Genomic DNA, 24675 nt, shown 5'->3' on the forward strand with positions numbered 1-24675 from the left:
GACGACACCATCGGGCTGTAAGATGGGCCGCAGCTGGTAGGCACCACATGGAAATTGTCGATCTGAGCACTCTGCCGGATTCAGAAGTTCGATACACCGAATTTCTAAGGCAAATCTGTGAGAAGCATGATATGGATCATGCTGCATATGCTGGCATGAACCCGGCCGCCGGTACGGTGGCAGGCTTTGTGACCTATGACGACGCCTGGAACAAGCACTACCAGAACCAGGGTCTGATCATGATCGACCCGACCATCCACATGGCCCGCCGCAGCATCGCGCCGGTGGATTGGAGCCGCCTCGAGCGCAGCCCCGATTTCCAACGTGTATTCCGGGATGCCCATGATTTTGGATTGCCGAACCAAGGCGTTACGATTCCCGTGCGCGGCCCCTATGGGGATATCGGCCTGCTGAGCGCAACGCGCAATTGCAGCAAAGAGGAATGGCGCAAGCTTTATACGCATGTCATCAGTGACTTGCAGTCGATGGCAGTACACATCCATGACAACGTGGTTTCATCAGACGAATTGACCAGCGCGCTATATCATCCAACGCTCTCCAGACGTGAGACAGAGATATTGCAGTGGGTTGCAGCGGGGAAATCGCAACAGGATATCGGCGATATTCTGTCCATTTCGCACCGAACCGTAGAAGTGCACTTGCGTTCCAGCCGAGAAAAGCTTAGTGCGCTGACCACCCCTCAGGCCGTTGGCCGCGCGATTGCAATTGGGCTTATTACCCCAAGTTAAACAAAAAAATCGCCAAATTTCGCCAAAATACGGGAAACCCCCAATAGAAAATCTCCCCGGGCCCGGTAACTTCTAAATTACCGAACAACCACTCGAAGGGGGAAGAAATGATCATCGTGGTAGATGGCCTGAACAGACATATGTTCAGCGAAGTTCTTGACGAAATGTTCGAGCTGAGAGCACGTGTTTTTGGTGGGCGCCTGGGATGGGACGTCAACATTCAAGACGGAAAAGAAATCGACGAGTTCGATCAACTGGACCCGGCATATGTAATCGGACTAGACGATGAGGGGAATGTCGTCGCAGCCGTGCGTGCCCTCCAGACCACCGGACCACACATGTTGTCGGATGTCTTCTCGGCGATCCTTTGCGGCGAAGCACCTCTTCGCAGCGCAACCATGTGGGAATCCACCCGTTTCTGCGTAGACACCCAACGCCTCACGCGTGGCAAGGAAAAGAACTCAGTCTCCTACGCGACTTGCGAGTTGATGATCGGTTCTTTGGAATATGCGAAAAACGCAGGTATTCAGGACATCATCACCGTGATCGATCCGGTCATGGATCGGGTGCTGAAGCGTTCGAATTGCGCGCCTTATGACTATGTCGGCAAGACGGTTCCAATGGGCAAGGTTCACGCATTGGCTGCTTTGTTGGACTGCACCGAAGAACGTATCGCCGGTCTGCGTGAATTTGCGGACATTCACAATGACGTCTTCATGGACGACGAAGAAGCGCTGGCCCTGTTTGCCGCGAAGAAAGCCGCAGCCAAGAATCCTGCGAATCAGGATCACAAACCACTCACCGATCTAGAGAAGTACTTTGTGGAACAGATGAGCGCGGCAAAAACCGAAGCTGAACGGAAAGATGTCCTCAAGCTGATCGAAGCGCTTACGGATACCTTCACGCCAGAACAAAAAACCGCTCTTTTGGAAACCCCCCGTGCTTTTGCTCATGAGGCCTGACCCCCTCACCTCATAGATACAAAAGCCACCCATGCGGAGCCGTCTGATTGCAGGCGGCTCCGTTTTTTTGTCCCTTCTTCCGATGAAGGGAAGGAAGAGGATTACTCCTCTTCCAGTGCCTCAACGGCTTTCTTAAGGTCGTCTTTGCTGACTTCCTTGTCAGTGACCTGAGCCAGCTCCAAAACGTAGTCCACAACCTTGTCTTCAAAGATCGGCGCACGCAGCTGTTGTTGCATCTGTGCGTTCTGCTGAACGAACTCAAAGAACTGACGTTCCTGACCCGGGTACTGACGTGCCTGGTTCATGATTGCCTGTGTCATCTCAGCGTCGGTGACTTCAACCTCGGCCTTCTGGCCCAGTTCAGCCAGCAACAGGCCCAGGCGCACGCGGCGCTCGGCCAGCTTGGTGTGCTCGTCCGTAGGCTCGATCGGGTCATGATCGTGGCCTTCGACTTCTGGGTTTTCTTCGTGCCACAGTTGATGCGCAATCTGCTTGGCCTCGGCTTCAACCAGCGACGGCGGCAGATCGAACGACACCTTCTCGTCCAGCGCATCCAGCAAAGCGCGCTTGATCACGGCGCGAGATGCACCTGCATATTCAGCTTCCAGGCGCTCTGCGATCTGGCTTTTCAGGGCTTCAAGATCTTCGGCGCCGAATTTTTTGGCCAGTTCGTCGTTCACTTCCGCAGCAACCGGTTCTTTGACTTCCTTGATTGTGCAGGTGAACACGGCGTCTTTTCCGGCCAGATGCTCGGCACCGTACTCTTCAGGGAACGTAACGTTGACGTCCTTTACTTCTTCGGCTTTCACGCCAATCAGTTGATCTTCGAAGCCGGGGATGAAGCTGTTCGAGCCCAGAACCAGCGGGTAATCCTCTGCCGAACCACCTTCGAATTCTTCGCCGTCAACCTTGCCAACGAAATCGAACACGATCTGGTCGCCGTCCTTGGCTTTTGACCCCTTGCGGCGCGCTTTGAAGTCCTGAGCGGTTTCCGCCAGATTGTTTAGCGCCTCTTCGACGGCGGCGTCATCGGCCTTGACGATCAGCTTTTCCAACTCGACCGATTTCAGGTCAACTTCCGGGATCGCTGGTAGCGCCTCGTAGGACATGGCGACTTCCACGTCATCGCCTTCTTTCCAGTCCTCATTGGTCATCTTGACCTCGGGCTGAAGCGCGGGGCGATCACCGCTGTCTTCGAAATGCTTGTTCATGGCGCCGTCGATAGTTTCCTGCATCGCCTCGCCCAACAGGCGCTGGCCAAACTGCTTTTTCAGCAGCGCCATTGGCACCTTGCCTTTGCGGAAACCTTTCATTTCGATTTCCGGCTGCGCCTCGGTCAGCTTTTCATTGACCTTCTCGTCCAGCTCGGCTGCTGACACAACGATGTTGTAGCCACGTTTCAGACCTTCGTTCAGCGTCTCGGTAACCTGCATTATGGTAGTCCCCATAGGATTCGGGGCGCGCAAAAAGGGCGCGCCGGGCAAATTTGAAGCCTTCTATTTGCCCAGCCGCCCACGTGCAAGGGGCAAAGGCTGAATCCAGTGGTATTTGATCGCCAAAACCGCAAAAAAGAACGCCCCGGAAACCGGGGCGTTCGCGCTTGTTCCAGCCGGGCAATCAGAACTTCCAGCGTGCGCCCAGAACCCATGCCTCGTTGTTGTCAAAGGATGTGCCGTCATCGAAATCGTGGTTGCGGTATTTCAGATAGACATCCGTGTTGATCGGTTCGACTTTCTGCACGACCGCGATACCCCAGGCTTTGGTGTCAGAACCGTTGCTCTGGAAATCCGAGCCATCATAATAGTCGATACCGACGCCAGTCTTGCCCCAGGACACCCAGTTGCCTTCGTACGAGATCTTACCGTACCAATAGTTCGGATCCGTGGCACCGGCCTGATCATCGTCGCGCGTACCGCCCGCAATCGTAAAACCCAGGCCACTGGGAAGCAGGACAGAAGCAGAACCGATCGTATCTTTGCGATCCCCCGAATTGTTATCCCGATCTCTTACCGAATAGGCAACGGCTGCAGCGAACTCCACACCACCGGCAAAAGTGTTTTCGTAAAACAGACCGACGTCATAATAGTCGTCGTCGTCGCTGCTGGACAAAATGTTCTGACCGTAAGCGAATCCGGCGGAGAACCCATTGAACGACGGCGTATCATACCGCACACGACCACGCCGCGCGCCATCAAAGTTGCTGGAACTGTCACCCACCGTAATACCGCTCAGCATTCCGGTCGTGTCGCGATAGAAGAACCCTGCATTTTCATCGTTGGTAAACGAATACAGCGCGGTTCCGACATATGACAGATCAACCTCTGCGGCGCCATCGGCGACCATGCTGCCCTGACCTGCCGAAAACTTGCCGTAGCCACCTTTCAACGAGAAGTCCACATGGCGAATGTCTTCGCGATTCCATCCATCTGCGTTGGTTCCGAATTGATCGGCAGACGCCGAACCCGGCAGGCCAAGGCCTGTTTCGAACCAAAACTGGAATTCGTTGCTTCCATATGGCTGCACAAGACGCAGGCCAACACGGCTGTTTGACAGATCGTTGTCGAGAACACGGGTCTCGGTATCCTGTCCGTCATCCACCGAGATCAAGGCGGGGTGCAGCTGTCCATACAACAGTACATATCCGCCACTATTGTTTTCGTACTTCATTTCCGCCACAGCCGGGATGGCGGTCGTCGCAGTCAGAACAGCGGCTATTGATATCGGTTTGATGTTAAGGGTCATTTCACTCACCATGAAAGGTTCGGGTTTCAGGTACTGTCCAATTGTTTACGAAATGCGAGCGTTCCAGTGGCCCGCATTCACTCCCTCGCAAGCATTGCAAATTCGCAACATGGCATATCGAAAAATTGGTTATTTTTCATTTTATTTCATACGGTTACGAATCCATTCGAAGATCCAAAGCACAGTGTGCAAATAAATTGTGACGTCCAGCTATGCATCTGGCAAACATTCGGTCTGCATTGATGTGAACCTTGACGGCGGATTTCCGCCGACTCGCCGTGAATTGAGCCGTTCCACGCCCAACAAACTCAAATATTCAACTTTCTGAAAACCTCCGGCACCTGTTCCGGCAAATCTTCCGCGATCAAACCCGGCCCGAACTGGCGCGCACATTCCACATGCAGCCACGCCGCAGTTTCCGCCGACCGCATTGGTGGCAAACCTCGCGCCAACAAACCTGCGATGAACCCTGCCAGCACATCACCGGACCCGGCCGTCGCCAACCATGGGGCCGCTCTTTCGTATACGGCCAAGTTGACCACGCACCGGCCATCCGGCACAGCGATCACCGTGTCCGGGCCCTTGAACAGAACTACGCACCCAGCCCGTTTTGCAGCAGCACGCGTTGCGTCCACCTTGGAAAACGCCGGGCCTTTGGCCGGTTGCGCGTTCATCTGCGCGGCAATGTCCGGGAATACCCGTGCAAATTCCCCGCCATGCGGTGTCAGTACGCATTTGTCGTGCAATCGCGCGATCAGGGCGCCGGGATCCTCGGCAAAAGCTGACAAAGCATCCGCATCCAACACGGTCGCCCGCCGTGCAGCTAGGACAATCGACACGAGCGCCCGCGCCCGCTCGAATCCCAGCGCAGGCCCCAGGCAGAGCGCATTCAGGCGCGTATCCTCAAGTATTTCAGACAATCCATCAGCCCCATCAACCCGCTGCAACATAAGGGCCGTGATCTGGCTGGCAACCTCCATCTGCGCAGACGGCGGCACACCCAGCGTCACCAACCCCGCTCCAACCCGCAAAGCCCCCCGCGCCGCCAAACGCGCGGCCCCTGTTTTGCCCGCCCCCCCGGACAGGATCAAAGCATGACCGTGTGAGTATTTGTGGCCAACCGAAACTTTCGAAAGCTTCACCCCGTCAGCCTCAGTCGTGTGAACGATCTGACCGTCTTCCAGTGGTTCAAGCCCGATCGACTTGGTTCGGACCGTCCCGCAGGTCACCGGACCATCGCCCAGAACATGCCCAAGCTTTTTACTGTGAAACGTCACCGTCATGTCTGCAACTATCGCCTGACCAAGAATGCGACCACTGTCGGCGCACAAGCCGCTTGGCGCGTCAATTGAAACGACCTTTACGCCTCGATCTCGCAGCAGGTCTCTGACCGGCGCATTGGCCAACATGGAAAACGCCCCTGCAAATGGCCGGGTGAGACCCGTGCCAAAAGCCCCGTCGACAACCAGATCAATGCTCTTTGGAAACCCAAGAAAATCGTCCGCCAACGGGGCGGAGTCGACAGCGAAGACGCGAACCTCGTTCTTTGCCCCCCATCTCTCATAATTCACCCGCGCATCCGGAGGCAGCTTTTGCGGGTCTCCATACAGGAACACCTCAACCGCCCACCCCTGCTTCTGCAAAAGCCGCGCCACGACAAACCCGTCACCCCCATTGTTGCCCGGTCCGCACAGCACCACTGCGCGCAGCGGATCCTCTTCATCTGGCCCTAAATATCCCGGGGAGCGCGAGGGGCTGGCCCCTCGCCTGTCCAACATGGGCCATTCTTCGAAAATCGCGTCAACAACACCCTGGCCGGCCCGCTCCATCAGTTCCAGACCGGTCACGTCACCAGACTTGATGGCGGCCTGCTCAATGGCCCGCATCTGTGCCGCTGTCAGCAATTCCATCCTTTCACCCCGCGCCTGATTCAGTTTTGATTACTTTTTGTGCAAGTCGCTCAAAAATTAGCACCCAACCGTTTTTCCAAGCATCCCGACCTGCACGATATCGCAATCACATTGCCGCCCGATCTTAGACGTGATCACTGCCCCTGAGACAACCATTCAAGGTGAACCGGGATGAAAAAGATCGAAGCGATCATCAAGCCGTTCAAACTGGACGAAGTAAAAGAGGCCTTGCAGGATGTGGGCGTCCAGGGCCTCAGCGTCATCGAGGTCAAAGGCTTCGGTCGCCAGAAAGGCCATACCGAACTGTATCGCGGCGCCGAGTATGTCGTCGATTTTCTGCCCAAGGTTAAAGTCGAGGTCGTATTGGACGACGACCAGGTCGACGCCGCGATCGAAGCCATCGTGTCGGCCGCCAAAACCGACAAGATCGGAGACGGCAAGATTTTCGTCTCGCCCGTCGACCAGGCCATTCGCATCCGGACCGGTGAGACCGGCTCGGAAGCGCTCTAACTCACACGATTACTGACACATCTATCAAAAGGACAAAGGGAATGAGCGTAGACGCAGTTCTCAATACAATCCGCGAAGAAGACGTCGCCTATGTCGACATCCGCTTCACCGACGTGCGCGGCAAGCTGCAACACGTCACGGTGGACGTCGATCTGGTCGACGAAGACTTCCTGGAAGAAGGCTTCATGTTTGACGGCTCGTCCATTGCAGGCTGGAAGTCGATCGAAAACTCGGACATGAAACTGATCGCCGACACGACCTCGGCTTACATCGACCCGTTTTATGCGGAAAAGACACTGTGTCTGCACTGCTCTATCGTTGAGCCCGACACCGGTGAAGCCTATGGCCGCGACCCGCGCGGAACCGCGCAGAAAGCCGAAGCCTACCTGAAGTCCAGCGGTATCGGTGACGTTGCCTATATGGGTCCCGAAGCTGAATTCTTCCTGTTCGATGACGTTCGTTTTTCCAACAGCATCAACAAGGTATCCTTCGAAGTTGATGCAACGGATGCGTCGTGGAACACCGACACCGAATATGAGATGGGCAACATGGGCCATCGCCCGGGCGTCAAGGGCGGTTACTTCCCGGTCAACCCCATCGACGAAGCCCAGGACCTGCGCTCGGAAATGCTGTCGACCATGAAACGTCTGGGCATGAAGGTCGACAAGCACCACCACGAGGTTGCATCCTGTCAGCACGAGCTGGGCCTGATCTTCGACAGCCTGACCAAGCAGGCCGACGAGCTGCAAAAATACAAGTACGTCATCCACAACGTGGCACACGCCTACGGCAAGTCGGCCACTTTCATGCCCAAGCCGATCGCGGGTGACAACGGCACCGGCATGCATGTGAACATGTCGATCTGGAAAGATGGCAAGCCGCTGTTCGCCGGCGACAAGTATGCCGACCTGTCGGACGAGGCGCTGTACTTCATCGGCGGCATTCTGAAACACGCCAAGACCCTGAACGCCTTCACCAACCCGGCAACCAACAGCTACAAGCGTCTGATCCCAGGTTTCGAAGCCCCCGTTCTGCGGGCCTATTCCGCACGTAACCGTTCGGGTTGTGTGCGTATCCCATGGACTGAAAGCCCCAAAGCCAAACGTGTCGAGGCGCGCTTCCCCGATCCGGCCGCCAACCCCTATCTGGCGTTTGCCGCCCTGCTCATGGCTGGTCTTGATGGCATCAAGAACAAGATCAACCCCGGCGAGGCGATGGACAAGAACCTGTACGACTTGCCCGCCGAGGAACTGGCCGACATCCCGACCGTCTGCGGCAGCCTGCGTGAGGCTCTGGAGGCTCTGGCATCCGATCACGACTTCCTGCTTCAGGGCGATGTGTTCACCAAAGACCAGATTGACGGCTACATCGCGCTCAAGATGGAAGAGGTGGAAACCTACGAGCACACGCCGCACCCGGTGGAGTACGGCATGTACTACAGCTGCTAAGCTGAGTACGGAAACGATTTGGCAGGGCGCCCCTTCGGGCGCCCTCGTCATGTCTGCCCACACGGTTTGACGCGCCGCCGTTGATCCAACAGACTGGTGAGAACACTCCCGACCGGAGACGACAGTATGCCTTGCGATACCTCACCTTTCTCGAAATTCTCAAACCTTGTGACATCCGAACAGGAGCTGAGGAGGATCTCTGGCCATCCGCTGCCGCAGATCACCGCCAAGGAGGTGTCCTCTCTCGATCAGATGTGTCGCGATTTCATTGCGACCTCGCCCTTTTGCCTGATCGCTTCGGCCAACACCGACGGGCATCTTGATGTGTCACCCCGCGGCGACCCGCCCGGCTTTGTTCAGGTGCTGTCCGATACCCTGATCGCAGTCCCGGATCGGCCGGGAAACAAACGCGTGGATACGTTTCACAATGTTCTCAAGGATCCGCGCGTCAGCGTCCTGTTCTTTGTTCCGGGCAAGATGGAAACGCTCCGCATTCGCGGCACAGCCCGTATCTGTGCTGACACCCGTTTGCTTGAAACCATGGCCATTGACGGGCACCCGCCCAAACTGGCGCTGCTCATCCATGTCGCGACAGCATTTGCACACTGTCCCAAATGTGTAATCCGCGCACATCTGTGGCAACCCAAAGACTGGCCGGATTCGACCCATCTGCCAAATATGAATGCGATGATGGTGAAACACGCCCGCATCAATGCCACCCCAGAGGAATGGTTCGAAACGCTCAGGAAAAAGGGCGAGCTGGACCTTTATTAACCGCTTTGCCCAAGACGCAGCCCACGCTAGGCTAACCGCAGATTTCAATTCCATCGGATTACGCCCATGTTTCGACTTGCCACCATTCTTGCCCTTTCCCTGACGTCCCCGGTTCTGGCCGCACCCTGTGGCAACACCAGCGCTGGATTTGAGGCATGGAAGGCCGATTTTGCCAAACAGGCACGCAAGGCGGGGGTGAAAAAGAAAGGTTTGCAAGCGCTGTCCCAGACACAATATGCCACGCGCACCATCGCCGCAGACCGCAATCAAAAAAGCTTCAAATACTCGCTGGACAAGTTCATGCGAGTCCGAGGCGCTGATACAATCGTCGCACAGGGGCGCAAACGCAAAGCCGCCAACCCGAACTATTATGCCGCCTTTGAGCGGCAATATGGTGTTCCTGCGGGCGTTTTGATCGCCATTCACGGCATGGAAACCGGCTTTGGCAATTTCATGGGCGACAGTCAGGTTGTTTCCGCAATCACAACATTGGCCTATGATTGTCGCCGGTCAGAGTTCTTTATTCCCCACGCAATTGGGGCACTGAAACTGGTCGACATGGGCAGTATCACAATGTCGACAAAAGGGGCAAAACATGGCGAACTGGGCCACACGCAATTCCTGCCAGGCAACGCCCTGACCTATGGTGTCGATGCTACGGGCGACCGGCGCGTGGACTTCTACAACATGACGGATGCATTGGCCTCAACCGCCAATTTCCTTCGCCAGAAAGGGTGGAAACCGGGACGCGGCTATCAACCCGGAGAACCAAATTTTCGCGTCTTGCAGCAGTGGAATGCAGCCTCTGTCTATCAGCAATCCATCGCAATAATGGCTGCCCGAATCGACAATTAGCCCCGCCGCACCGACAACACGCGCTGCGCCCAATTTCGCCACATTTCCGCCACAGTGACAAACAAAAGCCTTTGGTTGCTTGGTTTCCAAAGCGTAACCAATCGCCGGTAAATTTCACTTTTTTGCATTTTTTGCCAAATTCTCTGCAAGAAGGGGTGCTAACCTTTGGCTGACAGAATGTAAAAAAGGACAGGGCAGTGGCTCGGAAGCACAGCTACCATGGCGGCCTGCAATTTGATGGCGACGCAACTGGCGCGATAGAGCGCTTTGGAACGATCGTCGCCACGACGCTGGAAGACTACGGTCATCTGGTCGAGCGCAAGGCCCTGCTCAGCGCGACCGAGGCCAGCATCGTCTCGAGCCAGTATCTTGTGCGGATGACTCTGGATACAGGCACCTCCGGACAGCAGGACCGATACGAGCGCATGGATCGCGCTGCGGGGTTGAAAACCATAACAAAGCCCCGCGTGTCACATCCACAAAACAGGTTGGTACTGACAATAACGCCAGTCTCGCCACTTTTGGACGACGCCGAGATTTCGGAACTGATGCTGGTGGTCACTCTGTATCGCATGGTCGATATCTGTTCGACCCGGCGGGTTGAATGGTTGTCGCCACACACGGTTCTTACTGTCGAGCACTTCATGAGCGCCTTTGACACCCTGACACCAAGCCGAACAAGCCGGGATCGAAAGCAGATCTTTCAATCACTGACCGGACAGTTCGCCGGGATGCAGCAGTCTGAACAGGATGACACGATCACTGCCTTACACACTCCTGCCGCGCGTCCAATTCAACTGACGGACGAACAATTGCTCAGCATCGCGTTCCGAAGCGACGAGGCAGACCTGCCCACCCGGAAGGACGCAGGCGCTTCCATCGCGGATGATGACAAGCCAAGCGACATCCTGCGGCTCAGCAGTTGGTGCTTGACCGGAGTTCTGGCCAGCATTTCAGCGCCAATTGCCGTATCGATGGCCGCAGTCAATCTGATCCGGGGCGAAGATTTCCGCCTGAACACACAGGTGCTTGTATTCACATTTGCCATTGTCGCACTGAACGCCAGCAATGCGTTGGCCGATGTAGCGGGCGCCTTGGGCATGTAAAGGAATTATCGAAGACCCTCCTAGGAGGCCCCGCCATCAGGCGGGGTTTTCCGTTTTTGGGATCGCGTTTGCGGCCAGAACGTATGTGTGGATGGAAAACACGACTGCGTTGGTTTTCGGCAAACGCAATAGCGTCTGCCGCTCGCTTCGCAGATAAGACGCTTGACGCCGGTCCCGTATTTTGCGCGGCTCACTTGCACTGCGAGGCTGGAACAGCTCCGGGTCTTCGTACCACAGGGCGTTGAAGCGCCACAGCGGGCGACCGGGTTGAATACCGTCGAATAGCCTCTGCACCCGTTTCGCGACATTGGCGTCATAGCTTTCCACGGGCACGTGGATATCAATCAACGGTCGCATGAATTTCTCGGACAGGCGCCAACTGGCAGGGAAACACAGGATGGCACCCGTCAGAACATGCTCATTTCCCCGTTTCTGAAGGATGCAAAAGTCCTCTTGTACCAGCCTGCACAGCGTATCAAGCGGACAATCCCGATCGATCGCGACGGATACGCCATCCGGCCTTGCGGCCTCTGCCCCGGCCGTGGGATATGTCTGTGTCAACACCAGATCCAGCAACTCTTGCGCGGCAGGTTTGGCCCCAGGATCAAGCGCAAGAACATCGTCGCGCCGCTCAGCCAGAATTTCTTCGCGGCGCCGCATTTGGTCGGCAAAAGCCTCATCCTGATCTAGCCAGCTTTCCATGGTTGCCGGTTGAATACCCGGCAAAGCGCGTGGGCTTTCGACATCATACGGAATCTTGTTTTGCAGAATACGAGTCATGCTGGAGGCTTAGCATGCGCAACTTTTCTTGTCGGTCGAAAACGACAACCTCGCCGTCGCATTTTTCTCAGACGATTGGTTGTGGCGGATGAATTGTAATTGGAACAAGCAATGAGGCCAGCCATGAACCAGCACTATCGAGACACGCGCAAGATTGACCCCAGCCGCGGCACGACATTGGGCGATGGTACGCCGAACGAAAATGACCGGATCGAGATTGGGCCGACGCAGCTTGCGTTTGACGAGTGGGCCGCTGCGGGGCTGGAACTTCCCAATCTGGCACGGATGCGGGAACACCGCTGGAAGAGGCTGACACAGGCCATTGTGGACCGCGGCTATGGCGGCTTGCTGATTTTTGACCCGCTGAATATCCGCTATGCCACCGACAGCACGAATATGCAGCTGTGGAACACCCACAATCCGTTTCGGGCGGTTCTGCTGTGTGCGGATGGCTATATGGTGATCTGGGATTACAAGAACTCCCCCTTCCTCAGCACCTTCAACCCGCTTGTGTGCGAGCAGCGCTCGGGCGCTGACCTGTTCTACTTCGACCGGGGCGACAAGGTTGACGTGGCCGCAGATGTGTTCTCGAACGAAGTACGCGTACTGATCGAAGAACACGGCGGCGGCAACATGCGCCTGGCCGTCGACAAGATCATGCTGCACGGATTGCGCGCGCTCGAGGCGCAGGGGTTCGACATCATGGAAGGCGAAGAGCTGACCGAGAAGACCCGCGCCGTCAAAGGGCCCGACGAAATCCTGGCCATGCGCTGCGCCAGCCATGCCTGCGAAACTGCGGTTGCCGAAATGGAACGGTTTGCCCGTGCCAATGTCGGCGACGGCAAGACCTCGGAAGATGATATCTGGGCTGTTCTTCACGCCGAAAACATCAGGCGTGGCGGTGAGTGGATCGAAACCCGTCTGCTGGCTTCGGGCCAGCGGACCAACCCGTGGTTTCAGGAATGCGGCCCGCGGATCACCCAGCAGAACGAGATCATCTCGTTCGACACTGACCTGATTGGTTCTTACGGGATTTGCATCGATATTTCCCGCAGTTGGTGGATCGGCGATCAGAAGCCGCGCGAGGACATGATCTATGCCATGCAGCACGCCCATGAACACATCATGACCAATATGGAGATGCTCAAGCCCGGCGTGATGATCCCTGAACTGACCGCAAATTCCCACCGGCTGGACAAGAAGTTCCAGGCGCAGAAATATGGCTGCCTGATGCACGGCGTCGGCCTTTGCGATGAATGGCCGTTGGTTGCTTATCCGGACAAGGCGGTTGAAGGGGCCTACGATTATCCGCTGGAACCCGGAATGGTCTTGTGTGTCGAAGCCTGCGTGGGCGAAGTGGGTGGCGATTTCAGCATCAAGCTGGAGGATCAGGTTCTCATAACCGAAGACGGATATGAGAACCTGACGAAATACCCCTTCGATGCCCGGTTGATGGGGCTCGAGTGAGGCCGGCGCCTCATTCTGACCAATGAGACCGGCGCACGTTGCCGTGCCAGTCTTCGACAGTTGGACTTACCTGAGCCTGCGGCCCGCTGAAAACTGCGGGCCGGGATTGCCCGACGGCAAAACCCACGAGGCCAGCCAGAACAATCGCCATGACTGTACTGGGTAGTATCTTTGGAAGATGTGCGGCAACGTCTGCATGTGCCATCTGCGTCTCCTTTATCAATTGCTGTAGGCCGTAGATGGGCTTGATTGCAGCATAAGTGAAACGAATGTTTGTTTTACATCTTATCACAAACACTGATGAAGCGCCGACCACCCCCAAAATAGCGGCCGCGCCTGTCACCGCCCGGGGCATCTTTCGGATTGCAAGGCGCGCGCTTGGTTCTCACCTTCCCGTGACGCGTTTGACATAAGGGTTGTGACCCGGCGGGCTAGACCACAGTATTGGGGATGTTTCCCCGAACCGTTCAAGGAGCCGACATGCCCACGGAACGCATCACTTTTGCCGGACATGACGGCAGCCAATTGGCCGCGCGGCTGGATTTGCCGGATGGTCCGGTCCTTGCGACGGCCCTGTTTGCCCATTGCTTCACCTGTTCCAAGGACATACCTGCGGCCCGGCGCATTTCGGCCCGCCTGGCGGCCATGGGAATTGCAGTGCTTCGGTTCGACTTTACCGGCCTGGGTCATTCCGAAGGAGAATTCGCCAACACGACCTTCACGTCGAATGTCGAGGACCTTATCTCGGCCGCGCAATATCTGGCCGGACGAAACATGGCCCCTGCCCTGCTGATCGGTCACTCGCTTGGCGGCGCGGCGGTTTTGCGGGCGCGTGCCGGAATTCCGACGGTCAAGGCCGTGGTCACCTTGGGCGCACCGGCGGATCCCGGCCACGTGTCCCATCATTTCGAGGATGCCCTGCCCCAGATCGAACAGCAGGGCAGCGCCGAGGTCACCTTGGGCGGGCGCCCGTTTCGAATTGGCAAAGCGTTCGTGGACGACATTGCGGGGTCGGCCCTGTCTGCCTCGATCGCTGATCTCAAGGCCGCTTTGCTGATCCTGCACGCTCCTCGGGACGAAACGGTCAGTATCGACAACGCAAGCACCATCTTTCTGGCTGCAAAGCACCCAAAAAGCTTCGTCACCCTCGACGATGCCGATCACCTGATCACACGGGCCTCTGATGCTGAATATGCCGCGGATGTCATCTCGGCTTGGGTTTCGCGCTATCTGAAACTTTGCCCACCCGCGCCGCCCCCGGGTGCGCCGGAAGGTGTCGTTCGCGTAACAGAAGCGGATCCGAATGGCTTCATGCAGGATATTCAGGCAGGCCCGCACCATCATGCCGTTGCAGATGAGCCTGCCTCTTATGGCGGCACGGAAAAGGGCATGTCGCCTTATGGATTTGTCTCATCCGGTCTCGGCGCCTGCACGTCCATGACGATAAGGATGTATGCGCGCCGCAAAAAATGGCCGCTGACCAGTGTCAGCGTCGATGTCTGCCATGACAAAGTTCATGCTCAGGATGCCGGTTTGGCGAATGAAGGCAAAGTGGATCAGTTCCGCCGCAAAATCCGCCTGAGCGGCCCGCTTGATCAGGAACAAAAACAGCGCCTGCTGGAAATCGCAGACAAATGCCCGGTTCACCGGACACTTGAAGGCTCGGCGCATATCACGACCGAACTTCTTACCTGAGAGAAGGCCGCCGGACAGGCGGCCTTTTGATTATCTGCGGCGTGGTGCCGGACGATGGATCGGTGGCCGCGCGGCAGGTGGCCGGGCCACCGGGGGTCGCGGCCGCGCAGGAGGTTTGGCAACCGGTGGATTCGGGCGCTCGGGACGCACGGGCCGATCAGGTCGATCTGGGCGGTCCGGGCGGTTGATATCAACATTCACATCGACATCGCGATAGTAGTCGTTCCACAGCATCGAGTCATAGAACGGGTCATACCCGTATCCGACGCCGACCGTTACGCCGTCACAGGCCGACAACGTCAAAGTCGCGGCCCCCAGCCCCAATGCGAGGGAAATCCGTTTAATCAGTCCAATGCGCATCTTGCCCCCCTCACAGAAGCGACCGGAACGACGCGAAAACGGCGTTCAAGTCTTCGGCGAAATCCGGGTCTGCCCCATCCCGCAGGATGGCAACAGCTATGGCGACACGGTTGCGCGGCAAGTCAATGACAGTGGCCGTGAAGTTCACCCCCTTGCCATCGCGGCGCCCTGTCCCCCGAAAGACACGGGCGGGCAACCCGCCGATGCGGATGTCGCTGGTGCTGGTAAGGGTCGGGTCTTTGACCAGAAACTTGTCGATATCCTGCAAGTAGCGGACCCCATCCTGAATGGTCGCAACCCCTGAAGGTGAAACAAACCCCATCCAGACGTTGTCGTCGGTTACGGGACGCAGCCCCATGACCCGAGCCACCGCACGCGGATCATCCAACCCGGTGTCTTCGATCTCACGCGGGCCGCCAGTGCGCAGCACCCAGAAATCTGGCACGTCGAACCGAAACAGGGCGCGACCATCCTCGGTATATGTCACTGGTGTGTCGGCCAGTGCTGATCCTGCCCCACCCAGCCAGACAGCGGCGCAAGCGGCAAGAATTGGAGATGATAATAAACGCATATTTCAATAACCTGATGATTTCTTCACCCTCAGCTTGACCGCTGAAAGCGCGACTTGTCCAGCACTGCGTTGCAAAGACCCAGAAAAACCGCGTTCCGGTATTTCCCTTCCCCGCACGTGTCATCTGCCTCTTGCAAGCATCACGCCCCAATTTTTCAGACAAATACATGAAATCTATTGCGCATAGACCCCGACGGTCTGGCCGCCCGCATCATCAACGAAACGGATCGCGTCCCCATTTCGCCAGACGTCGTAGCAGGCCCACAAATCGGCAGGTGGCCATGTCGAGCAGTATTGATCCCCTCTCACCGCCCAGCGCCCGACACTTGGCCCGCCCGAGAAATACTGCGTGGTCATGCTGGCTTCGAAAACCTGCCAAACACCCGAGCCGTATTCCAGCTTCTTGCCAGCCAAGGCTGACAGGATTTCCTCTCCGGACAGTTTCTGGAAGTCTCCGGCCGTCAAAACAACCGGCCAAAGAGCGAAAATCAGGGCAAACCGTCTCATACCTGCTCTCACATCTTGTTCCCTTGCGCACAGGCGGCTAAACCCCGCGCCAACGCCTCATCCCAATCACATAAAGGTGCTGCCGCCAATGATTCCCCGTTATTCCCGCCCTGACATGGTTGCCATTTGGTCGCCCGAAACCAAGTTTCGCATCTGGTACGAAATCGAGGCGCATGCCTGCGATGCCATGGCCGATCTGGGCGTGATCCCGCGCGAGAATGCAGAAGCCGTTTGGAAAGCCAAGGACGTGGAATTCGACGTCGCCCGTATCGACGAGATCGAAGCCGTAACCAAGCATGACGTCATCGCATTCCTGACCCATCTCGCCGAACATGTCGGCAGTGAAGAGGCCCGGTTCGTGCACCAGGGCATGACCAGTTCAGACGTGTTGGACACCTGTTTCAACGTCCAGCTGACGCGCGCGGCGGACCTTCTGATCGCCGATCTCGAAGGGCTTTTGGCAGCGCTCAAGCACCGTGCGTTTGAACACAAGGACACCGTTCGCATCGGCCGCAGCCACGGTATCCACGCAGAGCCTACGACAATGGGCCTGACCTTTGCCCGGTTCTATGCCGAGATGGACCGCAACCTGTCCCGTATGCGCGACGCCCGTGCGGAAATCGCAACTGGGGCCATCAGCGGTGCCGTCGGCACATTTGCCAATATCGATCCCGCCGTCGAGGAACATGTCTGTGACAAACTGGGCCTTGTGCCCGAACCGATCAGCACCCAAGTGATCCCGCGTGATCGCCATGCGGCCTTCTTTGCGACGCTTGGCGTCATCGCCAGCAGCATCGAAAACATCGCCATCGAAATCCGCCACATGCAGCGGACTGAGGTTTTGGAGGGCGCAGAATTCTTCTCGATGGGCCAGAAAGGCTCGTCGGCCATGCCGCACAAGAAAAACCCGGTACTGACCGAGAACCTGACCGGGCTGGCCCGCATGGTACGCGCGGCAGTGATCCCGGCAATGGAGAATGTCGCGCTCTGGCATGAACGCGACATCTCGCATTCCTCGGTCGAGCGCATGATCGGACCGGATGCCACGATTACACTGGATTTTGCGCTGGCCCGTCTGACCGGTGTGATCGACAAGATGCTGATCTTCCCCGAAAACATGCTGGAAAACATGAACAAATTCCCCGGTCTTGTCATGAGCCAGCGTGTTCTTCTGGCCTTGACCCAGGCAGGGGTCAGCCGTGAGGACGCCTATGCCATGGTCCAGCGCAACGCGCTGAAGGTTTGGGAACACCGCACCGATTTCAAACAGGAACTGCTGGCGGATGCCGATGTAACGGCCGCGCTCAGCCCCGAAGAAATCGAAGAGAAATTCGACCTCGGCTATCACACCAAACACGTTGATACGATCTTCGCCCGGGTATTTGGCGAATAAGGTACGTCTCGACGCCGCCTTCACACGGCCCGGTCTGCAATGCGCAGGCCGGGCCTTGTTTTTTGCCAGACTGCCCGAAATCGGTTATTCTGCGAATGATTTTTGGGGAGAGGCACCATGATCCGTACCGTTCTTTGCTCACTTGCACTTGTTTGTGTGGCATCTGCCGGCCTTGCATGCAGCGGGCATTCCAAACAGACGCAATCCTGCGCACCCGGCACAACCTGGGACACTGAAACGCAAAGCTGCACGAAATCGGTCAACAGCTGACGAATTTCTGTCCGACTTGTGAATAAAAGCAACCGTTCCACTGTTAGCTTTTTTGTAGATCGCACTATGATTTTGTGAGCAGCCCCGAGAACGGAGTAAGAATATGCGCCTTTTGTTAGCTTCAGCCCTCGCTTTGCAGGCCTTCGCCTTTGCCCCTGTGGTCCACGCCGCAGGCGGCGACAGCAGCAGCCCGCCGAAACCGACGAATACGACCAAGAAATGTTTGTTCGGTCGGGTCTATGACGAAGCCAGAGGCCGGTGTGTCAAACCCAACAAAACCAACCTGTCGGAAGATCAGCTTTACGACGCCGTCCGCGAACTGGCCTATGACGGGCAATACGGGCACGCGCAGGATATCCTGCGGATCATGGATCAGGACGACGACCGTGTGCTGACCTATTGGGGCTTTACCTACCGCAAGATGGGCGAGCTGGAGCTGGCGAACGTCTTTTACCAGAATGCCATCAATGCCAATCCCGACAATCTTCTGGCGCGCAGCTACATGGCGCAAGGCTTTGTAACCGAAGGAAAAACCGATCTGGCAATCGAGCAATGGCGTGAGATCAAAGCCCGCGGCGGCGAAGGGACCTGGGCCGAGACGTCTCTGCGCGAGGCTATCCGGACAGGGTTTACCTACAGCTACTGAGCTTCAGGGTTATTTAACCCGACTCCCGTTAATCTGCCCGTGGTTCGGAAAATTTGGCACTACGGGCAGATGCAGGACACAAACGCTTTGATACAAATGGCAAATGGGGGGTCTGCCCCACTTGCCGCGGGGGATGAACACGCGCCGCAAGTTGTTCCGCGCACATTGACCGGTCAGCAAAAAGCGGCCGTTGTCGTGCGCCTTCTGTTGAACGAGGGCGCCGATATTCCACTTGAGGAACTGCCTGACGACCTGCAAGAGACATTGACCCATCAACTTGGGCAAATGGGCCTTGTGGATCGTGTAACCCTGGGCGCAGTGGCCCAGGAATTCAGCGACGCTCTGGACAATGTCGGGCTGGCTTTTCCACATGGGCTTGCAGGTGCATTGGATGCGGTGAACGGAAAGATCGCACCATCGACGGCCGCGCGCCTGCGCAAGCTTGCCGGGGTGCGCCAGATCGGCGATCCTTGGCAACGCCTGCGTGACATACCCGTTGAGGATCTTGCCAAAATAGCCCAAGCGGAAAGCACCGAGGTGGCGGCCGTCATGCTTTCAAAGATGGATACCGCACAGGCGGCGCAGATGCTGGCCCATATGCCGGGCCCGGTTGCGCGGCGCATTACCTATGCCATCTCGAAAACAACAAATGTCACCCCCGAAGCGGTTGAACGTATTGGCTGGTCGCTGGCCGCGCAACTGGATCAGCGGCCTGCTCAGGCTTTCGACAATGGTCCGGGCGCACGCGTGGGCGCGATCCTGAACCAGTCGGCGGCCGCGACACGCGATGACTTGTTGAACGCATTGGACGAGGACGACGCCGAATTTGCGGATCTGGTACGCCAGTCGATCTTTACCTTTGCCCATATCCCAAGCCGTATCACGGCCCGCGATGTTCCCGCCATCCTGCGTGAAGTGGAACAGCCGGTTCTTGTCACCGCACTGGCAGGTGCCGCCGCGGATGATGACAAGGCATCCGTTGAATTCATTCTGTCAAACATTTCGTCCCGCATGGCCGACAATCTGCGCGAGGAAATGGCCGAACGTGGGCGCGTCAAACAATCGGAAGCCGAAGATGCCATGACACAGGTGGTGGCCGCCATTCGCGTTCTGGTCGATGCCGGTTCCATTGTTCTGATCGAAAACGATGACGAGGAAGATGCAGCCTGACCCCGCGAACCCGCAGGTATTGCGCGATCCGGCCACCTGCTGCGGGTTCAGGTTTTCCGCCCGTCTGAGCGCTTGAGCTTGCAGGCATCGGGCTGTATGTCTTTCTCAGCAATTCGCAACACGCGGTGAGACACCTCCATGCCCGTTGAAAAGTCGGAGCTCAGCCGGTTTGAGCTTGGGAAATACTATGTCGCCAACCTGTTTCTTCAGGGGGTCATCCGCGTTATGCGCATGCTTCCCTATGAGCGGCGTATTGCAACGATGGGGGCTATCGTGCGGTTTCTGGCACCTGTTGTCGGGTTTCGCAAACGTGTCCGTCGGAATCTGAAGCTGACTTGCCCGGACTTGCCTGAAGCCGAAGTCAGGCAGATCTGCCGCGATGTGCCGGACAATGCCGGTCGTGCGATCATGGAACATTTTTCTCCGGAAGACTTTATCGAACGGCAGAGCAAGGCCAAGATTTCTGGGCCAGGTATCGCTGCATTTGACGCGGCTGTTGCCGAGGGGCGTCCGGTCATGATGATTACGGCGCATTTCGGTCACTACCTTGCAGCGCGCATCGCCTTGCAGACATACAGCGGTCAGCCCATCGGCTGCCTGTATCGGCGGATGGCCAACCCGTATTTCAACGACGCTTATGTCGAAGCTTTCTACAAGACAGGCGCCCCGATGTTCGAACAGGGGCGGCGCGGTATGGTCGAGATGGTGCGCTCCTTGAAAAAGGGTGGGATCATTGCCATCGTTTCAGATCTTCACGCAATGGGCGGTGAAGAATTGATGTTTTTCGGTAAACCCGCAGTGACATCCGTGCTGAACGCCGAGTTGGCCATCAAGTACAATGCCGAGCTGATTCCGTGTTACGCGGTACGTCAGCCCAACGGTCTTGATTTTGAGATCGTTCTGCACGAACCGGTTCCGCACACCGACCCAAAAACCATGACCCAGTTCACCAATGACGATCTGGAAAAGATGGTGCGGCAGCATATGGGGCAATGGTTCTGGATTCACCGCCGCTGGAAACACTGGAACGGGTTGGGCATCAAGCCGGAAGAGATGCCCTGATCACCTGACCCGGGTGGCGGCAACAATCGGCCCTTCCCCGGCCCTTTGAACCAGAACGACAGCCGGCAGGTCCAAACCAAGCTGAACCGTGAATGATTGCGGCGCAGTTCCATCCCACTGCCCTGCAATCTGCCAGGCCTCAACTACATTGGCATAGTCCAGCTCGTGCCCGGCCAGCTCTCCGCGACGGATCGAAGCGTGCCGCATGGGCGAATACTGAACCACATGCACGTCATAGGTATCGCCTTTCGGCAACTCGACGGGCGTCACATCCACTGTCACTTCATCGGCTGAGCGCACGGCCGTCACAAGCGCTTCGGGCGCTGCTTTCAGATGCGCCTCGATCAATCGATCAAGTTCACGGGATTGCGCTCCGACGATGTCGTGCTGCCCGTTGATCACCATCTGCGGGGTGTAGATCATGGAACGCGCCCCCTCGCGGGCATAAGCCCGCTGCCGGAGCGTATGATCGGGGTCTGCGTATTCGTCCTTCCACCCGATATAGTCCCAGTAATCGACATGCAAAGCCAGCCCTATGACGTCGTCGCGCTTGGCCAGATCATGCATGATCCGATCTGCCGGCGGGCAGGATGAACACCCCTGAGACGTGAACAGCTCAACCACAACCGGGTCTTCCTCGGCCGCGACCTGTACCGCCACAAGGCAGGAAAACACGGCGGTCAAGGCAATGGATCTGAACATGAGAACTCTCGGGTTGAGCGGTTGGATCTCAGGGATAGCTGCTTTGACACTCAACAGCCAATCAAGGTTTCTTGAGGCTTTGACGCATTCCCTCCGCGAAAAAGTGTACAATAGTATACAAATTTCCCTCTCGGCGCGTGTTCAGCCTTGAACACGGGGGCTTGGTGATGCAGATAACACTCAGCAAATCCCAATATCCAAGTCATTTGAGAGGGAGGCCACAGATGCCCATCAAAGTCGGACAGGATAACGCCAAAACGCGCCGCAGTCTGAGCGTGAATGGTAAATCCATTTCCTATTATTCGATCCCTGCCGCGCAAGAGGCCGGTCTGGGCGATTTCTCGAAACTGCCTGCCGCACTCAAGGTGGTTCTGGAAAACATGTTGCGGTTCGAGGATGACGGGTTTTCGGTCTCGGTCGATGACATCAAGGCTTTTGCCGAATGGGGCGCCAACGGTGGCAAAAACCCTCGTGAAATCGCCTATCGCCCTGCCCGGGTACTGATGCAGGATTTCACCGGCGTTCCCGCCGTGGTGGATCTGGCCGCGATGCGGGACGGCATCAAGGCGTTGGGCGGCGACGCGCAAAAGATCAACCCGCTGAACCCTGTCGATCTGGTCATCGACCATTCGGTGATGATCGACGAATTCGGCAACCCGCGCGCGTTCCAGATGAATGTGGACCGTGAATACGAACGCAACATGGAACGGTACCAGTTCCTGAAATGGGGTCAGGGTGCATTCAACAACTTCCGCGTTGTCCCCCCCGGCACCGGCATCTGCCACCAGGTGAACCTTGAATATTTGGCCCAGACCGTCTGGACCGACACCGACCAGAACGGTGAAGAAGTCGCCTATCCCGACACGCTGGTCGGCACCGACAGTCACACCACCATGGTCAACGGCATGGCCGTGCTGGGCTGGGGTGTCGGCGGGATCGAGGCCGAGGCCGCGATGCTGGGTCAACCGATCTCGATGCTGATCCCCGAGGTCGTGGGCTTTGAGCTGACCGGTGATCTGGTCGAAGGCACCACCGGCACCGACCTGGTTCTGAAGGTCGTGGAAATGCTGCGCGAAAAAGGCGTTGTCGGCAAGTTCGTCGAATTCTACGGCGAAGGCCTGGATCGTCTGCCGCTGGCCGACCGTGCGACCATCGCCAACATGGCCCCGGAATACGGCGCGACATGCGGCTTTTTCCCGATTGACGGCGAAACGCTGCGCTACATGCGCAACACCGGCCGCGACGAGGATCGCATCGCGCTGGTTGAAGCCTACGCCAAGGAAAACGGTTTCTGGCGCGATGAAAACTATGCGCCGATCTACACCGACACCCTGACCCTGGATATGGGCACGATTGTTCCGGCAATCTCGGGGCCCAAACGCCCGCAGGATTATGTTGCGCTGACTGACGCCAAGGCCGCATTCGCCAAGGAAATGGCCGAGACCTTCAATCGCCCGATGGGCAAACAGGTCGAGGTCAAAGGCGAAAACTATGGCATGGAATCGGGCAAGGTCGTGATCGCCTCGATCACGTCCTGCACCAACACGTCGAACCCTTACGTGATGATCGGAGCGGGCCTCGTGGCGCGTAAGGCAGCCGCGCTGGGGCTGGATCGCAAGCCTTGGGTCAAAACCTCACTGGCACCGGGGTCGCAGGTTGTGTCCGCTTACCTCGAGGCCGCGGGCCTTCAGGAGGATCTGGACAAGATCGGCTTCAACCTCGTCGGATACGGCTGCACCACATGTATCGGCAACTCGGGGCCGATTCAGAAAGAAATCTCGGAGGCCATTGCGGAAGGCGATCTGGTCGCCACTTCGGTCTTGTCCGGCAACCGCAACTTCGAAGGCCGCATCTCGCCCGACGTGCGCGCAAACTATCTGGCTTCGCCGCCTCTGGTCGTCGTGTACGCCCTAGCAGGCACCATGGACATTGACCTGACATCCGAACCGATCGGTCAGGACAAGGACGGCAACGACGTCTATATGAAAGACCTCTGGCCAACGCAGCAGGAGGTCGCGGAACTGGTCGAACAGACTGTCACGCGCGAAGCGTTCCAGTCGAAATACGCCGACGTCTTCAAAGGGGACGAGAAATGGCAGTCGGTCGAAACCACCGATGCGGAAACCTATGACTGGCCGCCGACATCGACCTATATCCAGAACCCGCCCTATTTCCAGGGCATGGGCCCCGAACCGGGCACGATTTCCAACATCGAAGGCGCCAAGGTTCTGGCCATTCTGGGTGACATGGTCACGACCGACCACATCTCACCTGCTGGGTCATTCGCGACGACCTCGCCCGCAGGCCAGTACCTGATCGAACGTCAGGTTCAGCCGCGTGAATTCAATTCATATGGTTCACGCCGCGGCAACCACGAGGTGATGATGCGCGGAACTTTCGCCAACATCCGCATCAAGAACGAGATGCTGGACGGCGTCGAAGGCGGTTACACCAAAGGCCCGGACGGTGAACAGACGTCAATTTATGACGCCTCGATGGCCTATCAGGCGAACGGCACCCCGCTGGTGGTATTCGGTGGCGAGCAATATGGCGCGGGCTCAAGCCGCGACTGGGCGGCCAAGGGCACGGCGCTGCTGGGCGTCAAGGCCGTTATCGCCGAGAGCTTTGAGCGTATCCACCGTTCAAACCTTGTTGGCATGGGGGTCATTCCGTTCGAGTTTACAGGTGGCGACACCCGCAAAACCCTGGGGCTGAAAGGGGATGAAACCGTTTCGATTCACGGGCTGGATACGATCGAGCCGCTACAGGAAGTCCCGTGCACCATCGTTTATGGCGATGGAACCGAAAAGACCATCACCCTGAAATGCCGTATCGATACCGCGCCCGAGATTGAATATATCGAAAACGGTGGCGTGTTGCATTACGTCCTGCGCAATCTTGCGAAGGCATCATAACCGATACCAAAGCGTGCAATTCAAACCCCCGGCCACCCGCCGGGGGTTTTTTGTTTTCTGGTCATTTATTCGAAAACCTGA

General features: G+C 57.2%; 23 protein-coding genes. 14 read left to right on the plus strand and 9 right to left on the minus strand.

Annotation, left to right across the window (positions count from 1 at the left end; genetic code table 11):
* Positions 1-47: 47 nt before the first annotated feature.
* On the plus strand, positions 48-749 hold the full coding sequence (locus tag ACR0I0_RS05360; protein WP_171631615.1) for an autoinducer binding domain-containing protein: 702 nt from the start codon (positions 48-50) through the stop codon (positions 747-749).
* A gap of 107 nt (positions 750-856) precedes the next feature.
* Positions 857-1711, plus strand: coding sequence for an acyl-homoserine-lactone synthase (locus ACR0I0_RS05365; RefSeq protein ID WP_171631612.1), 855 nt, complete (start codon positions 857-859; stop codon positions 1709-1711).
* Between the two features lie 101 nt (positions 1712-1812).
* Here ACR0I0_RS05365 and tig read toward each other — a convergent pair whose 3' ends face one another.
* The 3 genes from tig to ACR0I0_RS05380 form a co-directional block, all read right to left on the minus strand.
* Positions 1813-3144, minus strand: coding sequence for a trigger factor (gene tig, locus ACR0I0_RS05370; protein ID WP_171631608.1), 1332 nt, complete (start codon positions 3142-3144; stop codon positions 1813-1815).
* A 184-nt stretch (positions 3145-3328) separates the two neighbouring features.
* Positions 3329-4453 carry a porin gene (locus tag ACR0I0_RS05375; protein ID WP_171631603.1) on the minus strand — a complete coding sequence of 375 codons (1125 nt, stop codon included), beginning with the start codon at positions 4451-4453 and terminating at the stop codon, positions 3329-3331.
* A 308-nt stretch (positions 4454-4761) separates the two neighbouring features.
* Positions 4762-6363, minus strand: a complete 1602-nt coding sequence (locus tag ACR0I0_RS05380) for an NAD(P)H-hydrate dehydratase (RefSeq protein WP_480490472.1) — start codon at positions 6361-6363, stop codon at positions 4762-4764.
* Positions 6364-6534: 171 nt separating this feature from the next.
* Between ACR0I0_RS05380 and ACR0I0_RS05385 the strand changes: the two genes are divergently transcribed.
* From ACR0I0_RS05385 to ACR0I0_RS05405, 5 genes are all read left to right on the plus strand, one after another.
* Positions 6535-6873: a P-II family nitrogen regulator gene (locus ACR0I0_RS05385; RefSeq protein WP_152458342.1), complete on the plus strand. Its 339-nt coding sequence runs from the start codon at positions 6535-6537 to the stop codon at positions 6871-6873.
* 41 nt (positions 6874-6914) lie between these two features.
* A complete protein-coding gene (gene glnA, locus ACR0I0_RS05390; RefSeq protein WP_171631589.1) occupies positions 6915-8321 on the plus strand; it encodes a type I glutamate--ammonia ligase in 1407 nt (468 codons plus the stop codon).
* 126 nt (positions 8322-8447) lie between these two features.
* Positions 8448-9095 carry an MSMEG_1061 family FMN-dependent PPOX-type flavoprotein gene (locus ACR0I0_RS05395; protein ID WP_171723041.1) on the plus strand — a complete coding sequence of 216 codons (648 nt, stop codon included), beginning with the start codon at positions 8448-8450 and terminating at the stop codon, positions 9093-9095.
* A 66-nt stretch (positions 9096-9161) separates the two neighbouring features.
* A complete protein-coding gene (locus ACR0I0_RS05400) occupies positions 9162-9950 on the plus strand; it encodes a lytic murein transglycosylase (protein ID WP_171631486.1) in 789 nt (262 codons plus the stop codon).
* Between the two features lie 197 nt (positions 9951-10147).
* The gene (locus tag ACR0I0_RS05405; protein ID WP_209832737.1) at positions 10148-11056 is read left to right on the plus strand and encodes a hypothetical protein; all 909 of its coding nucleotides are present in this window, start codon (positions 10148-10150) and stop codon (positions 11054-11056) included.
* A 36-nt stretch (positions 11057-11092) separates the two neighbouring features.
* Here the strand turns inward: ACR0I0_RS05405 and ACR0I0_RS05410 are convergent, their stop codons facing one another.
* On the minus strand, positions 11093-11836 hold the full coding sequence (locus ACR0I0_RS05410; RefSeq protein ID WP_209832735.1) for a heme-dependent oxidative N-demethylase family protein: 744 nt from the start codon (positions 11834-11836) through the stop codon (positions 11093-11095).
* Between the two features lie 123 nt (positions 11837-11959).
* Here ACR0I0_RS05410 and dddP point away from each other — a divergent pair, with 123 nt between their 5' ends.
* Complete coding sequence (gene dddP / locus ACR0I0_RS05415) at positions 11960-13303, plus strand: dimethylsulfonioproprionate lyase DddP (protein WP_480490476.1); 1344 nt, start codon at positions 11960-11962, stop codon at positions 13301-13303.
* A gap of 10 nt (positions 13304-13313) precedes the next feature.
* Here the strand turns inward: dddP and ACR0I0_RS05420 are convergent, their stop codons facing one another.
* The gene (locus ACR0I0_RS05420) at positions 13314-13508 is read right to left on the minus strand and encodes a hypothetical protein (RefSeq protein ID WP_171631450.1); all 195 of its coding nucleotides are present in this window, start codon (positions 13506-13508) and stop codon (positions 13314-13316) included.
* A 275-nt stretch (positions 13509-13783) separates the two neighbouring features.
* Here ACR0I0_RS05420 and ACR0I0_RS05425 point away from each other — a divergent pair, with 275 nt between their 5' ends.
* On the plus strand, positions 13784-14998 hold the full coding sequence (locus ACR0I0_RS05425) for a bifunctional alpha/beta hydrolase/OsmC family protein (RefSeq protein ID WP_480490478.1): 1215 nt from the start codon (positions 13784-13786) through the stop codon (positions 14996-14998).
* A 30-nt stretch (positions 14999-15028) separates the two neighbouring features.
* Here ACR0I0_RS05425 and ACR0I0_RS05430 read toward each other — a convergent pair whose 3' ends face one another.
* From ACR0I0_RS05430 to ACR0I0_RS05440, 3 genes are all read right to left on the minus strand, one after another.
* The gene (locus tag ACR0I0_RS05430; protein WP_209832731.1) at positions 15029-15358 is read right to left on the minus strand and encodes a hypothetical protein; all 330 of its coding nucleotides are present in this window, start codon (positions 15356-15358) and stop codon (positions 15029-15031) included.
* A 10-nt stretch (positions 15359-15368) separates the two neighbouring features.
* A complete protein-coding gene (locus tag ACR0I0_RS05435) occupies positions 15369-15929 on the minus strand; it encodes a hypothetical protein (protein ID WP_171204978.1) in 561 nt (186 codons plus the stop codon).
* Between the two features lie 174 nt (positions 15930-16103).
* Positions 16104-16436 carry a hypothetical protein gene (locus ACR0I0_RS05440; protein WP_480490480.1) on the minus strand — a complete coding sequence of 111 codons (333 nt, stop codon included), beginning with the start codon at positions 16434-16436 and terminating at the stop codon, positions 16104-16106.
* 88 nt (positions 16437-16524) lie between these two features.
* On the opposite strand from ACR0I0_RS05440, the gene purB reads away from it, so the two are divergent.
* The 4 genes from purB to ACR0I0_RS05460 all read left to right on the plus strand — a co-directional run bounded on the left by purB (position 16525) and on the right by ACR0I0_RS05460 (position 20977).
* Complete coding sequence (purB, locus tag ACR0I0_RS05445; RefSeq protein WP_480490482.1) at positions 16525-17829, plus strand: adenylosuccinate lyase; 1305 nt, start codon at positions 16525-16527, stop codon at positions 17827-17829.
* Between the two features lie 373 nt (positions 17830-18202).
* Positions 18203-18745, plus strand: coding sequence for a tetratricopeptide repeat protein (locus ACR0I0_RS05450; RefSeq protein WP_171723035.1), 543 nt, complete (start codon positions 18203-18205; stop codon positions 18743-18745).
* A 96-nt stretch (positions 18746-18841) separates the two neighbouring features.
* Positions 18842-19915 (plus strand): flagellar motor switch protein FliG, encoded by a 1074-nt coding sequence (locus ACR0I0_RS05455; protein ID WP_480490763.1) that lies wholly within the window; start codon positions 18842-18844, stop codon positions 19913-19915.
* A gap of 138 nt (positions 19916-20053) precedes the next feature.
* Positions 20054-20977: a lysophospholipid acyltransferase family protein gene (locus ACR0I0_RS05460; protein WP_171631433.1), complete on the plus strand. Its 924-nt coding sequence runs from the start codon at positions 20054-20056 to the stop codon at positions 20975-20977.
* On the opposite strand, the gene ACR0I0_RS05465 is transcribed toward ACR0I0_RS05460, so the two are convergent.
* A complete protein-coding gene (locus tag ACR0I0_RS05465; protein WP_480490483.1) occupies positions 20978-21679 on the minus strand; it encodes a DUF1223 domain-containing protein in 702 nt (233 codons plus the stop codon).
* Between the two features lie 224 nt (positions 21680-21903).
* Between ACR0I0_RS05465 and acnA the strand changes: the two genes are divergently transcribed.
* Positions 21904-24594, plus strand: a complete 2691-nt coding sequence (acnA, locus tag ACR0I0_RS05470) for an aconitate hydratase AcnA (protein WP_209832720.1) — start codon at positions 21904-21906, stop codon at positions 24592-24594.
* The last annotated feature ends 81 nt before the right edge of the window (positions 24595-24675 follow it).

The organism is Ruegeria sp. AG6 (genome assembly GCF_056541565.1).

Excerpts from the sequence above, each read along its gene's own strand:
- ACR0I0_RS05450 (WP_171723035.1), top strand. The coding sequence starts at position 18,203 with ATGCGCCTTTTGTTAGCTTCAGCCCTCGCTTTGCAGGCCTTCGCCTTT.
- ACR0I0_RS05360 (WP_171631615.1), top strand. The coding sequence starts at position 48 with ATGGAAATTGTCGATCTGAGCACTCTGCCGGATTCAGAAGTTCGATAC.
- purB (WP_480490482.1), top strand. The coding sequence starts at position 16,525 with ATGATTCCCCGTTATTCCCGCCCTGACATGGTTGCCATTTGGTCGCCC.
- ACR0I0_RS05460 (WP_171631433.1), top strand. The coding sequence starts at position 20,054 with ATGCCCGTTGAAAAGTCGGAGCTCAGCCGGTTTGAGCTTGGGAAATAC.
- ACR0I0_RS05455 (WP_480490763.1), top strand. The coding sequence starts at position 18,842 with ATGGCAAATGGGGGGTCTGCCCCACTTGCCGCGGGGGATGAACACGCG.
- ACR0I0_RS05365 (WP_171631612.1), top strand. The coding sequence starts at position 857 with ATGATCATCGTGGTAGATGGCCTGAACAGACATATGTTCAGCGAAGTT.
- ACR0I0_RS05410 (WP_209832735.1), bottom strand. The coding sequence starts at position 11,836 with ATGACTCGTATTCTGCAAAACAAGATTCCGTATGATGTCGAAAGCCCA.
- ACR0I0_RS05435 (WP_171204978.1), bottom strand. The coding sequence starts at position 15,929 with ATGCGTTTATTATCATCTCCAATTCTTGCCGCTTGCGCCGCTGTCTGG.
- ACR0I0_RS05430 (WP_209832731.1), bottom strand. The coding sequence starts at position 15,358 with ATGCGCATTGGACTGATTAAACGGATTTCCCTCGCATTGGGGCTGGGG.
- ACR0I0_RS05465 (WP_480490483.1), bottom strand. The coding sequence starts at position 21,679 with ATGTTCAGATCCATTGCCTTGACCGCCGTGTTTTCCTGCCTTGTGGCG.
- ACR0I0_RS05400 (WP_171631486.1), top strand. The coding sequence starts at position 9,162 with ATGTTTCGACTTGCCACCATTCTTGCCCTTTCCCTGACGTCCCCGGTT.
- ACR0I0_RS05395 (WP_171723041.1), top strand. The coding sequence starts at position 8,448 with ATGCCTTGCGATACCTCACCTTTCTCGAAATTCTCAAACCTTGTGACA.
- dddP (WP_480490476.1), top strand. The coding sequence starts at position 11,960 with ATGAACCAGCACTATCGAGACACGCGCAAGATTGACCCCAGCCGCGGC.
- ACR0I0_RS05420 (WP_171631450.1), bottom strand. The coding sequence starts at position 13,508 with ATGGCACATGCAGACGTTGCCGCACATCTTCCAAAGATACTACCCAGT.
- ACR0I0_RS05375 (WP_171631603.1), bottom strand. The coding sequence starts at position 4,453 with ATGACCCTTAACATCAAACCGATATCAATAGCCGCTGTTCTGACTGCG.
- ACR0I0_RS05440 (WP_480490480.1), bottom strand. The coding sequence starts at position 16,436 with ATGAGACGGTTTGCCCTGATTTTCGCTCTTTGGCCGGTTGTTTTGACG.
- glnA (WP_171631589.1), top strand. The coding sequence starts at position 6,915 with ATGAGCGTAGACGCAGTTCTCAATACAATCCGCGAAGAAGACGTCGCC.
- ACR0I0_RS05385 (WP_152458342.1), top strand. The coding sequence starts at position 6,535 with ATGAAAAAGATCGAAGCGATCATCAAGCCGTTCAAACTGGACGAAGTA.
- tig (WP_171631608.1), bottom strand. The coding sequence starts at position 3,144 with ATGCAGGTTACCGAGACGCTGAACGAAGGTCTGAAACGTGGCTACAAC.
- ACR0I0_RS05425 (WP_480490478.1), top strand. The coding sequence starts at position 13,784 with ATGCCCACGGAACGCATCACTTTTGCCGGACATGACGGCAGCCAATTG.
- acnA (WP_209832720.1), top strand. The coding sequence starts at position 21,904 with ATGCCCATCAAAGTCGGACAGGATAACGCCAAAACGCGCCGCAGTCTG.
- ACR0I0_RS05380 (WP_480490472.1), bottom strand. The coding sequence starts at position 6,363 with ATGGAATTGCTGACAGCGGCACAGATGCGGGCCATTGAGCAGGCCGCC.